We start from the raw sequence: 13,202 nt of genomic DNA on the forward strand, positions 1-13,202 counted from the left end.
TTTTATTTTATAGTAAAAGCATTTGTTGAATAACTAGTTTCATATTCTGTATTCATAGCTTTTACTCTCCATTCATATTGTGAACTTGTTAAATCTTTATTTATAGATTTATTGTTAATTATGGTATCCAACAAAATTTTCGTTGCGTTTTTAAAGGTCGGTGTTGCAATTTGGATATTATAGTTATCTGCATCTTCAATAGTTTGCCAATTAAAACTAATTAATCCTGCGTCTAATTGGGCACCATTGCTAGGAGCAAGTAATATGATCCTTTCATTTGAAATATTTTTAATAAAAATAGCTTCACAAGAATTTAATAGAAAACAGATACTTACAATGATTGTTAACTTTTTCATTTTTTTAAAATTTAAAACTATTTTCAGTTAATTTATCTTCAAGTTCTTGAGCGTTTCTTTTAGTTGTATTGCTGCAATTTTGACCCTCATTAACAATAGTGGCTATTTTAATTTTTCTTCTTTTAGTAGTTTTCCAACAGAATGAAGATAATTGATATCCAAAAATTACCTCTTTAGAAAGGTCTAATTCTCCAATCTTTTTTTCGTTTTTAAATAGAAGTAGTCTTTGTTTTTTATATTTATCTGTTTGTAAATAAATAGCGTCACTTTGTTTAAGTTGATTTAAAAAAGGTGCTCCCGAGGTGAGTTTTATTCCAGTAATTATCGTAGCCTCAGGTGATTTTTTTAAGTAATTAAAAATAGATAAGTTATTCTCATTTATTGAAGAAACAATAGAAACCTTATCAGTAACACTGATGCTAGTATAAAATGGTTTGTTTGGAATGCTATCGTTAAAAATTATTTTTTGGGTTTGATCTTTTCCGCTAATAGCTTTTTTGTATTCTTTGTAAGTATCTTTTTTGAATTGATGCGTTGAGTAAGAAACCTTAATTTTTTGATCGTATCTAGGAACTCCAAAAGTTTGAAAAACAGTTTTTCGAAGAGATTTTTGTTTTTCTCCAATAACACCTAACTCAACGGGTGTTTTTGTAGTGTAAAAATTGTTTTTCTGAGGAAGGACCCCACAGGAAACACACATTATTAATGTGATTATAGCAATTATTTTTTTCATTTTATTTGTTTAAGCCGTAATTTAACAACAAATTGTCGCGCAAAAATACTAAATATTTTTACTTTTGACATTTATATATATTTTTACTATGAAATTGAAGAAGAATATTTTATCTAAAAAAGTAGAAGCTTTTAATTTACAAGAGCTGTTAGTGGTTCTTGTTATTATTGGAATTCTTATTTTGATAGCACTCCCTAATTTAATGCCAATGATTTCTAAAGCAAAAAGTATTGAGGCTCAGAATCAATTAAAACATTTGGGGTCTATGCAACGAACACATTTTTATATGCATTCTAAATATTCAAATGATTTTAATGCTATTGATTTTGTTGTTCCTTTAACTAATAAAAATGGAGGTAAAGCAAAATATTCATATGAAATTATAGAAGCTACCACGAATACTTTTAAAGCGCGTGCTACTGCTATAGTGGATTTTGATGGGGATGGTGTTTTTAATGTTTGGGAAATAGACCAAGAACAAAATTTGAAAGAAATAATTAAAGATTAAACGAAATAATAAGTAGTTTAATTGTTAATAATAAAACCTCCAAAAAAGATATTTTTTGGAGGTTTTATCATGTTAATCTCTTTTTACAGAAAATCACCAAAGAAAAACCAGTTAAGGCTTTTTTTAATTTTGTTTTCTTTGTTGTCTTCTTCTAGGATTTTGGTGTCTCTTATTTCACTTTGAAATAAATCGATAACAAATTCATCGTAAGTTTTTTTAGTTTCCTCTTTTAAAAAAGCATCAAAGTATAATTCACTAGCTTTTTCTCCTTTTATTTTTTCTATTTCTAAAAGTGTTTTATATAAAGGCTCAATTTTTTCAATAACACCATTTGGTACAGCTTTTCTTCGTCCTGTATAACCAGTAATTTCACCTTGCTCATTTTTATCAACTGTAAAATCGGTAATCACCCAATAGTATCTACCGGTTCTTGTTAAGTTTTTAACAATAGCATGGAAATTTTCACCTTTTTTTAAAGCGTTCCATAAAACTTTAAATGCCACTTTAGGCATATCAGGATGACGAATAATATTATGGGGCTCACCAATTAATTCAATTTTATTGTATTCAGAAGCTTCTTCAAAAGCATCATTCATGTATAAAATTGTACCATGAATGTCCGTTTTGCTAATGATTGTTTGGGTTTTATCCCATTTTACTTCTTCGTTTATAATCTTGATTGGTTTGGGGGATATCTTTGTCATTTAATACTTTATTTAGTCTAAACAAAAATAATTAAAACAAATAAAACAGTAACCTTAATTTTAAATAAAAGTTACTGTTTTTTATTTTTAAAATAGGGGTGGTTTGCTAAAGGAAATCACCAAAGAAAAACCAATTTAAGCCTTTTTTAATTTTATCTTTATTAGCTGGAGTATCGTACTGTTCTTTTTTACTTTCCTCTTTAAATAAATCAACAACAAACTCGTTATAGTTCTTACCTATTTCTTCTTTTAAATAACCTTCAAAATATAATTCACTGACCTTTTCGCCTTTTAATTTTTCAATATCAAGTAATGTTTTATATAGTGGCTCAATTTTTTTAATAACACCTTCTGGAACAGCTTTTCTTCGTCCTGTATAACCAGTAACTTCACCTTGTTCATTTTTATCAACTGTAAAATCAGTAATAACCCAATAATATCTTCCAGTTCTAGTTAAGTTTTTAACGATGGCATGAAAGTTTTCGCCTTTTTTTAAAGCTTCCCATAAAACTTTAAATGCTACTTTAGGCATATCTGGGTGTCTAATTATGTTATGAGGTTCGCCAATTAATTCAATGGCACTATACTCACAAGCTTGTGTAAAAATATCATTAGCATATAAAATCGTTCCGTGTAAATCCGTTTTACTTACAATTGTTTGGGTCTTGTCCCATTTTACCTCTTCGTTAATAATTTGTTTTGGGGGAGTTTCCATAATTTAGTTTTTTTATTTTGGTTGCCGCAAAAATCTATTAATAAAGGATAATTAAATATGATTTTTATCAGTTTCTAAATTGTTTTTACAACAGAACAAAATGTATATTTGTCAGTTAATACAAACAACATTATTATGAGCGAATCTAGAAAACGACGAGAAGCTTTATTATATCATGCAAAACCAAAGCCAGGAAAAATCTCTGTAGTTCCTACTAAAAAGTATGCAACTCAACACGATTTGTCTTTGGCATATTCCCCAGGAGTTGCTGAGCCTTGTTTAGAAATAGCAAAAGATAAAGACAATGTATATAGATATACTGCTAAAGGTAATTTAGTAGCTGTAATATCAAACGGGACGGCGGTTTTAGGTTTAGGAGATATTGGTCCTGAGGCATCAAAGCCTGTGATGGAAGGAAAAGGATTACTATTTAAAATATTTGCAGATATTGATGTATTCGATATTGAAGTTGATGCAACTGATGTAGATAAATTTGTAGAAACTGTAAAAGCAATTGCGCCTACTTTTGGAGGGATTAACCTTGAAGATATTAAGGCACCTGAAGCTTTTGAGATAGAAAGAAGATTAAAAGAAGAATTAGATATTCCTGTAATGCACGATGATCAGCATGGTACCGCTATTATCTCTGCTGCGGCATTAAAAAATGCTTTAGAAATTAATGGTAAAGATATTTCTAAAGTTCTAATTGTAGTAAATGGAGCAGGAGCAGCTGCGATATCATGTACTCGTTTATATTTAGCTTTAGGAGCTAAAAGGGAAAATGTGATTATGTGTGATAGTAAAGGTGTAATAAGAAACGATAGAGATAATCTTACTTCACAAAAAGCAGAATTTGCAACACATAAAGATGTGAATACTCTAGAAGAAGCAATGCATAATGCAGATGTTTTTATAGGGTTATCTAAAGGTAATGTAGTTACTCCAGAGATGTTATTATCAATGGCGAAAAATCCTATTGTATTTGCTATGGCAAATCCTGATCCTGAAATTTCTTATGATGTGGCAGTTGCTACAAGAGAAGATATTATTATGGCAACAGGAAGATCTGATCATCCTAATCAGGTTAACAATGTTTTAGGGTTTCCTTTTATTTTTAGAGGTGCATTAGATGTAAGAGCATCAAAAATTAATGAAGAAATGAAAATGGCGGCTGTACATGCATTAGCAGATTTAGCTAAAAAATCAGTGCCAGAGCAAGTGAATATAGTGTATGATGAAATAAGTCTTTCTTTTGGAAAAGATTATATTATTCCAAAGCCATTTGATCCTAGGCTAATTTACGAAATTCCTCCAGCAATTGCTAAAGCTGCAATGGACTCAGGAGTTGCTAAAGAGCCTATTGAAGATTGGGGGAAGTATAGAGAAGAGTTAATGGATAGGTCAGGTACAGGAAGTAAAGAAATAAGGTTATTACATAACCGAGCTAAGAAAAATCCAAAAAGAGTTGTATTTACTGAAGCTGATCATTTAGATGTGTTAAAAGCAGCTCAAAGAGTTTATGAAGAGAAAATTGGTATTCCAATTTTATTAGGTAGAAAAGAAGTCATTTTGGAATTAAAAGAAGAACTTGGATTTACAGGTGATGTTCAGATTATCGATCCAAAAATAGATGAAGAAGAGGAAAGAAGAAATCGTTATGCTGATTTTTTCTGGGAAACACGTCAGCGAAAAGGGGTAACTCTATTTGAAGCTAAAAAATTAATGCGTGAGCGTAATTATTTTGCAGCTATGATGGTAAATAGTGGTGAAGCTGATGCTTTGATTACAGGATATTCTAGGCCTTATTCATCAGTAGTAAAGCCAATATTAGAACTAATAGAAAAGGATAAAGGAGTTACTAGAGTAGCAGCAACAAACCTAATGCTTACTAAGCAAGGACCAATGTTTTTAGCTGATACTACTATTAACATCAATCCAACGGCCAAAGATTTAGCAAAAATTACACAATTAACGTCTACTTTGGCAAAAATGTTTGGAATGAAGCCAAATGTAGCTATGTTAGGTTTTTCAAACTTTGGATCATCAAAGTCAGAAAGTTCAGCAAAAATTAGAGAAGCAGTTTCTTATATTCATAGAAATTATCCAAATGTTGTGGTTGATGGTGAGTTACAAGCTGATTTTGCATTAAACCCAGATTTGTTAGCAAAAGAATTTCCGTTTTCTAAATTAAATGGAAAAAGAGTTAATGTGTTGATATTTCCAAACTTAGATGCCGCTAATATTACGTATAAGTTAATGAAGCAGGTAGACGGAGTTGAATCTGTTGGGCCAATTTTGTTAGGTATGAGCAAGCCAGTTCATATATTACAATTAGGAGCTAGTGTTGATGAAATGGTTAATATGGCAGCAGTTGCTGTAGTTGATGCACAAAATAAATCATTAAAAAAAACAATGTAAAAGAGGGTGAAAAACCTTGAAAATGAGTGTTTTTAAAAACAAATATTTTTTCTACTTTAGACAACGCAAAAAATTAATGGATGATAACACAAATTAGAGGAAGACTTGTAGAGAAAAATCCAACCTATGTGGTAGTAGATTGTAATGGAGTTGGATATTTATTACATATCTCTTTAAATACATTTTCTTTATTACCAGAAAATGAGAACATCGTGTTATATACGCATTTATCAATTAGAGAAGATGCACATACTTTGTTTGGGTTTATTAATAAAACTGAAAGAGAAATTTTTAGATTATTAGTTTCAGTATCTGGGGTTGGACCTAGTACAGCAAGGACTATGCTTTCCTCTATGACATCTGAAGAAATTCAACAAGCAATAGCTTCTGAAGATGTAAAGTTAATTCAATCTGTTAAAGGTATTGGTGTTAAAACAGCACAAAGAGTTATTGTTGATTTGAAAGATAAAATTCTAAAAACCTTTGATTTAGATGAAGTTTCATTAAAACAAAACAATACAAATAAAGAAGAAGCGTTATCTGCTTTAGAGGTATTAGGATTTGCTCGGAAACAAGCAGATAAAGTAGTTAATAATATATTAAAAGTAACACCTGAAGCTACTGTAGAAGAGCTTATAAAGCAGGCGTTAAAAAACTTATAATAGAGTTGGGAAAGACATTTATGAATAAATTATTTACAACACTTACTTTGCTAGTAAGTGTTGTTTCGTTTTCACAAAGTATTACGAATAATAATAAACAAGGAGTAAAAAAAGATACAGTTATACCACTTAAGTATAATTTTAATTTTAGTCAAAAAGGAAAACTTTTTTTAAATAATCCCTCACAGTTTCAAGTCAGATACGATAAAGCTATAAATAAGTTTGTAATAGTTGAAAAAATTGGAGATTATTATATAGGGACTCCAGTTTTTATGACTCCAAGAGAATATGAAAAGTATCGTTTAAAAAACGATATGAAAGACTATTTTAAAGAAAAAGTTGATGCAACTAATTCAAGAAAAAAAGGAAATAATAAAGCTAGAAAAAACTTGTTACCAAAATATTATGTGAACTCAAAGTTTTTTGAATCTGTTTTTGGAGGAAATGAAGTTGAGGTTATTCCTAGAGGACAAGTAAATATTAAATTAGGAGGTGTTTATCAAAATAATGAAAATCCACAAATATCAATAGATAATCAAAGTAGTTTTACTTTTGATTTTGACCAACAAATAAGTGCAAGTTTACAAGCCAAAGTAGGAAAACGATTAAAAGTTACTGCTAATTATGATACGCAATCTACTTTTGATTTCCAAAATCTTATAAAATTAGAATACACACCAACTGAAGACGATATTATTCAAGGTATTGATGCAGGTAACATAAGTATGCCTATTAAAAATTCATTAATAAACGGTGCTCAGGCTTTATTTGGGGTAAAGGCAGAATTACAATTTGGAAAAACTCGTGTTACAGCTGCATTTTCTCAACAAAATTCGCAATCAAAAACAGTTGTAGCCGAAGGTGGAGCTACGATTGAAGAGTTTGAATTAAGAGCTTCTGATTATGATAATGATCGTCACTTCTTTTTATCACAATATTTTAGAGAAAACTATAAGGATGCACTAAAACAATATCCTTTAATCAATAGTTCAATAAATATAACCAGAGTAGAAGTTTGGGTTACCAATAGAACACAAAGTGTTACTGACTTTAGAAGTATTGTTGCACTTGCCGATATTGGAGAATCTAAAGATGAAAATAAGGTGAAAACTCAGGTAACTAATAATCCAAACCTAGTTACTGTTAACGGAAAAGTAATACCTTATAATGAAGTAAACGAATTTGGAGGGTTGTTAACAAATACTAGTGGTCTTAGAGATATCGCAACAATGAATAGTACTTTAGATGGTGTTGTTGCTCCTCAAAAAGCTACTCAAGGTACAGATTTTTCATATTTGCAAAATGCACGTAAACTTCAGGCTAATGAATATAAATTACATCCACAATTAGGTTTTATATCATTAAATAGAAGATTAAATGATGGAGAGGTTTTAGCTGTAGCCTATGAATATACTGTAGTTGGAGCATCTAATAATGAAACGGTTTTTAAAGTAGGAGAGTTTTCAAATGATGGAGTTGTTGCCCCAGCAAATTTAGTAGTAAAATTACTTAGAAGTGAAATATTAACTACGGTTAGAAAAAATTCTGTTACTAATTTAGATGAGTCATTTCCTACATGGAGATTAATGATGAAAAATGTATATGCGATAGGCGCATATCCTTTACAGCAACAAGGTTTTCGTTTTGATTTATTATATCGTGATGATCAAACTGGAACTTTACAAAATACATTACAAAATGCCAGTAGTTCCAGTATAAAAGAAACCCCTTTAATGCAAGTTTTACATATTGATAGATTAGATCAAAGTCAGTATGAAGTAGCAGGAGGTGATGGTTTTTTTGATTTTATAGAAGGAGCAACTGTAAATTCACAAAAAGGATATATTATATTTCCAGATCCTGAACCTTTTGGAGAAAACTCATATTTAGATTCAAAATTAGTTGGAGCCGATAAAAGTAAATATCTATTTAAAGACTTATACTTGACAACTAAAATTCAAGCAAAAAATGAATTTCAAAATAAGGATAAATACTTTTTAAAAGGATACTTTAAATCAGAATCAAGTAGAGGAATATCATTAGGAGCATTTAATATACCGAGGGGTTCAGTAAAAGTTACAGCTGGAGGAAGGCAATTAGTAGAAGGTATTGATTATGTGGTAGATTATCAATTAGGGAGAGTGCAAGTTTTAGACCCTGGATTAGAAGCTTCAGGAACACCTATTAATGCTACTGTAGAAAACAATACTTTTTTTAATCAACAAAGAAAAACATTTATCGGAATAGATGTTGAACATCGATTTGCAGAGAACTTTACTATAGGTGGTACATTTTTAAATGTTAGTGAAAAGCCTATTACTCCAAAAGTTAATTTTGGAGGAGAACCAATTGATAACACAATGATTGGTTTCAATTTAGATTATTCGTCTGAAGTACCTTATTTTACGAAACTAGCAAATAAATTACCATATGTAGAGACTGATGTTCCTTCAAAAATATCAGTAAGAGCTGATATGGCATATTTACTACCAGGATCACCTAGCGGTATTGATGTAAATGGAACAGCTACCTCATATTTAGATGATTTTGAAGCATCACAGATTCCTATTAATTTAAATTCTCCTCAACAGTGGTTTTTGGCAAGTACACCTGAATCACAAGGGTTAGAAGTTGAAGGAAAAGAAGTAAATAATTTAGTTTATAATAATAAAAGAGCTAAGATAGCTTGGTATAATGTCGATCAACTTTTTTATGGAAGTACTAATAGACCAGGTAATATCAATGAAAATGAATTGTCAAGAGATGAAGTTCGTCAAATTAGATATGAAGAATTATTCGATGTAGATTTAGATATTACACAACAAAATTTAGTAAGAACATTAGATTTAGCGTACTATCCTAATGAAAGAGGTCCTTATAATTTTAATACAAATACAACTGAAGTTGATATTGATGCAGGAAATGATAAGGTAACACTTAAAAAACCTGAAGAAAGTTGGGGTGGTATTATGCGTCCATTAACAACAAATAATTTTGAACAGGCAAATGTTGAGTATATTCAGTTTTGGTTAATGGATCCGTATGAAAACTATTCTATAACTGAATCCGAAGGATTACCAGTTGGTGCAAATCCTAAAGATGCAATTAACCATGGTAAGTTATTGATAAATTTAGGAAATATATCAGAAGATATTTTACGTGATGGTAGTAAGCAATATGAAAATGGATTACCAGAAACAGGTATTAAAACTAATGGTAGTAATGTTAGAGAATCTGTTTGGGGTTACACTCCAATTAATCCTTCCATCTTATATGCTTTTGCTTCAGATGACAATGCTAGAACAAATCAAGATGTTGGATTAGATGGGCTAAGTGATGCCGAAGAGAAAAGTGATTTTCACAGTATATCATCTTTTCCAGCTGAATACAAAGCTTTATCAGATCCGTCAGGAGATAATTTTCAGTTTTTTAGAGGTAGTGAATTAGATGCTGTTAATGCTTCTATTTTAACTCGTTATAAGAATTTTAATAATACACAGGGTAACTCACCTACTTCAGGGCAGTCAACAGAAGCATATCCTACATCATCATCTACATATCCAGATACAGAAGATATTAATAAGGATCAAACGATGAATCCTGTTAATAGTTATTTTGAATATGAAATACCTTTAAATAAAACTGAGTTAGATAAAGGTGTTGGATTTAACAATATAGTTGATGTTAAAAATAGCACAGTTACTTTGTCAAATGGTCAATCAAGAACAACTAGATGGTACCAATTTAGAATACCAGTAAAAGGTGGTACACCAGTAAATGGAATTACTGATTTTAATAGTATTCGTTTTGTAAGAATGTTTGTTACACAGTTTAGAATACCAGTTGTATTACGTTTTGGAGAATTAGAATTGGTTCGTAGTGATTGGAGGAGATACACAAAAAATGTTCCTAATACTGAAATTAATAAATTTGAAATAGGAATTGTTAATATAGAGCAAAATAGTGATAAGTATGCTCTACCTCCTGGTATTGAAAGAGAACAGTTGCAAGGAACGAATAGAGTTCAACGCCAAAATGAACAATCTGTTACTTTAAAAGTTTCTGATTTACCTGCTGATTCACTTAGAACTATTTATAAAAACATAAGTATAGATATGCGTAGATATAAAAATTTACGAATGTTTGTGCATGCTGAAGATCCTAATAGAATAGCAAAACAAGGAGAAAACACTGAAAGTGTAGCTATTATTCGTTTAGGAACAGATTTAAATGAAAATTATTATGAAATTGAAAAGCCATTAATTTACTCTAGTACTTCTGGAACACCTGAGTCAGATAAGGTATGGCCAGAGGAAAATAATTTAGATATTTTCTTAGAAGAGTTAGCTAATCTTAAACTGGAAAGGACTGGGTCTTTAACTGATGTATTTTCTGGAGTAAGTACAAATGGGTTAAAGATATCGGTAAAAGGTAATCCAACGTTAGCACAAATACGAACAGTAATGTTAGGTGTGAAGAATAATTCTGCTGTACCTAAAACAATTGAGGTTTGGTTTAATGAGTTGCGAGCTGTTGGTTTTGATAATAAAGGAGGATGGGCAGCTGTTTTAAATGCAGATGCTAATTTTGCTGATGTTGCAGATGTATCAATAGGCGGAAGAATGTCTACAATTGGTTTTGGAAATGTTGAAGATAGAGTACAGCAAAGAAGTATTGAAGAAGTAAAACAATATAATGTAGCAACAAATGTTCAGGTAGGAAAAATGATGCCCAAAAAATGGAACATGCAAATACCTATGAGTTATAGTTATGGAGAAGAGTTTAGAGATCCTAAATATGATCCGCAATTTCAAGATATAAAACTTGAAGATGCATTAGATAAAAACCCTAACAGTAAAAATTCTCAAGATTATACTAGAAGAAAAAGCATAAGTTTCATTAACGTTAAAAAGAATAGAAACCCTGAAAGTAAGAAGAAGCAGAAATTTTATGATGTAGAAAATTTTTCAGTTTCATATTCGTTTAATGAAGAGTTTCATAAAGATTACAATATTCAAAAATATGTCAATCAAAATGTGATGGCTGGAGCTAGTTATAATTTTAACTTTAAACCTTGGATAGTTGAGCCATTCAAAAAATCAAAAATGTTTAGTAATAGATATTTACGATTTATTAAAGATTTAAATATTAATCCTGTTCCTAAAAATATTGCAGTAAATTCAAGAATTAATAGAAATTATAGTGCACAACAATCAAGAAATTTAATAGAAGGGTTATCACCACAGCCTGAACTTAAACAACGTAATTTTGTTTTTGATTGGGATTATACTATTGGTTTTGATTTAACAAAGTCGTTAAAATTAAACTTCAATGCTACTAATAATTATATTTATGATAGTTTTGGTAGGGATGAAGACTTAGAAATATATGATAAGTTTTTTAGTATTGGACGTCCTAATAATTACCACCAAAAATTAAATGCAACATATAAGGTTCCTATTAATAAATTACCTTATTTAAGTTTTATATCTGCTGATTATGGATATACAGCAGATTTTGATTGGAAGGCAGCTTCACAAAGTTATGTAGATAAAGTTGGAAATATGATACAAAATGCCAACACACATAATTTAAACACTACAATAGATTTCGGACGATTCTATAAGGTATTAAAGCTAGATAAATTGCTAATTAGAGGAGCTAAGAAGGGGCCAATTAAGAAAGGATCTTTAAAATTAGGAAGTAAACAAGTAGCTCAAAAAGCAAAACTAAAAAAGAACGCTGGTTTTGGGAAGAAAGCATTGAAAGGGTTATATGATGTTTTAACGTCAGTAAAGAGGGCTAAAATTAATTATAGCCAAAACAACGGAACTTTATTACAAGGATACAAACCAACTGTTGGTTTTCTTGGTAGAAATAATTTTGATGGTGGCCTAGCTCCTACTTTTGGGTTTGTATTTGGTAGCCAAACTGATATTTTAAGAACAGCGATTGATAATAATTGGATTATTAGAAGTATTCCTGGGCAAGAATATTATAATAAAAACTATGGTAGAACTAGTAACAGAAAATTAGATTATACCATTTCTGTAAAACCATTAAAAAGTTTAACAATCGATTTTAGAGGTAATAGAATTCAAACGAGTAATATTACTCAACAACTAGATGTAATTTCTGATGGAAATGGTGGTTTTGAACAAAATCCAAATATTAAATCTTTTGAAACAGGAAATTATAGTATCAGTCATTTTATGTTAGGTACAATGTTCACAAATAATGAAGTTTTGTATCAAAACTTTTTAAATTATAGAACAACAATTGCAAATAGATTAGCTACAACAGCTCAACCAGTCAATGGGTTTAAAGAAAGTGGACAACAAGCAATGTTACCAGCTTTTTTAGCAGCTTATTCTGGTAGTAGTCCAAACTCGGTAAGTACAGGGATTTTTAAAAACATTCCTATACCTAACTGGACGCTTCGTTATAACGGTTTAATGAAGTTTAAATGGTTTAAGAAAACATTCTCTTCGTTTACAGTATCTCATGGATATAAATCGTCTTATACGATAGGTAATTACACGAATAATTTACAGTACGAAGGACCAACATCAGTCAAAGTAAATACTTCTGGTAATTATCATCCAGAATTATTAATTTCGTCGGCAACTTTAATAGATGAATTTTCACCATTAATTAAGGTTGATTTTAGAATGAAAAATTCATTATCCTTTAAAGGTGAAATTAGAAGAGATAGAAGTTTAACACTAAATTTTAACAATAATACAATAACTGATATAAATGGAACAGAATATGTAATTGGATTTGGATATAAGATAAGAGATGTTAAATTTGTAACCAGATTTACGGGTAAAAAAGAAACTTTAAAAGGAGACATCAACTTTAGAGCAGATATATCATTAAGAGACAATTTAACATTAATAAGAAGTGTTGATAAAGAGAACAATCAAGTAACAGGGGGAGAAAGGTTATTTGGAATAAAATTTTTAGCAGATTATAATTTAAGTAGAAATCTAACTGCATCTTTTTATTACAATCACCAAACATTTAATTATGCAGTTTCAACTACTTTTCCTAGACAATCAATCAATGCTGGTATTAATTTAGTATATAACTTAGGAAATTAA

Annotated in this window: 8 protein-coding genes; 4 read left to right on the top strand and 4 right to left on the bottom strand. The window is 30.0% G+C overall.

Going from position 1 to position 13,202, the window contains the following annotated elements; genetic code table 11:
- Positions 1-2: 2 nt before the first annotated feature.
- Together BLV71_RS06375 and BLV71_RS06380 are read right to left on the bottom strand one after the other, a co-directional pair.
- Positions 3-356 (bottom strand): hypothetical protein, encoded by a 354-nt coding sequence (locus BLV71_RS06375; RefSeq protein WP_093869745.1) that lies wholly within the window; start codon positions 354-356, stop codon positions 3-5.
- Between the two features lie 4 nt (positions 357-360).
- Positions 361-1,089, bottom strand: a complete 729-nt coding sequence (locus BLV71_RS06380) for a hypothetical protein (protein ID WP_093869746.1) — start codon at positions 1,087-1,089, stop codon at positions 361-363.
- Positions 1,090-1,177: 88 nt separating this feature from the next.
- Between BLV71_RS06380 and BLV71_RS06385 the strand changes: the two genes are divergently transcribed.
- Entirely contained in the window at positions 1,178-1,597 is a 420-nt protein-coding gene (locus BLV71_RS06385) for a prepilin-type N-terminal cleavage/methylation domain-containing protein (protein ID WP_093869747.1), read from the top strand.
- An 83-nt stretch (positions 1,598-1,680) separates the two neighbouring features.
- Here BLV71_RS06385 and BLV71_RS06390 read toward each other — a convergent pair whose 3' ends face one another.
- Both BLV71_RS06390 and BLV71_RS06395 read right to left on the bottom strand, forming a co-directional pair.
- Entirely contained in the window at positions 1,681-2,301 is a 621-nt protein-coding gene (locus BLV71_RS06390) for a PAS domain-containing protein (RefSeq protein WP_093869748.1), read from the bottom strand.
- 106 nt (positions 2,302-2,407) lie between these two features.
- Positions 2,408-3,016, bottom strand: a complete 609-nt coding sequence (locus BLV71_RS06395; RefSeq protein WP_093869749.1) for a PAS domain-containing protein — start codon at positions 3,014-3,016, stop codon at positions 2,408-2,410.
- Positions 3,017-3,151: 135 nt separating this feature from the next.
- On the opposite strand from BLV71_RS06395, the gene BLV71_RS06400 reads away from it, so the two are divergent.
- From BLV71_RS06400 to sprA, 3 genes are all read left to right on the top strand, one after another.
- Positions 3,152-5,434, top strand: coding sequence for an NADP-dependent malic enzyme (locus BLV71_RS06400; protein WP_093869750.1), 2,283 nt, complete (start codon positions 3,152-3,154; stop codon positions 5,432-5,434).
- A gap of 80 nt (positions 5,435-5,514) precedes the next feature.
- Entirely contained in the window at positions 5,515-6,096 is a 582-nt protein-coding gene (ruvA, locus tag BLV71_RS06405; protein ID WP_093869751.1) for a Holliday junction branch migration protein RuvA, read from the top strand.
- Between the two features lie 20 nt (positions 6,097-6,116).
- The gene (gene sprA, locus BLV71_RS06410) at positions 6,117-13,202 is read left to right on the top strand and encodes a T9SS outer membrane translocon Sov/SprA (protein ID WP_093869752.1); all 7,086 of its coding nucleotides are present in this window, start codon (positions 6,117-6,119) and stop codon (positions 13,200-13,202) included.

Origin of the sequence: Tenacibaculum sp. MAR_2010_89 (assembly GCF_900105985.1) — a bacterium.
Taxonomy (GTDB): domain Bacteria; phylum Bacteroidota; class Bacteroidia; order Flavobacteriales; family Flavobacteriaceae; genus Polaribacter; species Polaribacter halocynthiae.

Excerpts from the sequence above, each read along its gene's own strand:
- BLV71_RS06400 (WP_093869750.1), top strand. The coding sequence starts at position 3,152 with ATGAGCGAATCTAGAAAACGACGAGAAGCTTTATTATATCATGCAAAA.
- BLV71_RS06390 (WP_093869748.1), bottom strand. The coding sequence starts at position 2,301 with ATGACAAAGATATCCCCCAAACCAATCAAGATTATAAACGAAGAAGTA.
- BLV71_RS06380 (WP_093869746.1), bottom strand. The coding sequence starts at position 1,089 with ATGAAAAAAATAATTGCTATAATCACATTAATAATGTGTGTTTCCTGT.
- ruvA (WP_093869751.1), top strand. The coding sequence starts at position 5,515 with ATGATAACACAAATTAGAGGAAGACTTGTAGAGAAAAATCCAACCTAT.
- BLV71_RS06395 (WP_093869749.1), bottom strand. The coding sequence starts at position 3,016 with ATGGAAACTCCCCCAAAACAAATTATTAACGAAGAGGTAAAATGGGAC.
- BLV71_RS06375 (WP_093869745.1), bottom strand. The coding sequence starts at position 356 with ATGAAAAAGTTAACAATCATTGTAAGTATCTGTTTTCTATTAAATTCT.
- BLV71_RS06385 (WP_093869747.1), top strand. The coding sequence starts at position 1,178 with ATGAAATTGAAGAAGAATATTTTATCTAAAAAAGTAGAAGCTTTTAAT.
- sprA (WP_093869752.1), top strand. The coding sequence starts at position 6,117 with ATGAATAAATTATTTACAACACTTACTTTGCTAGTAAGTGTTGTTTCG.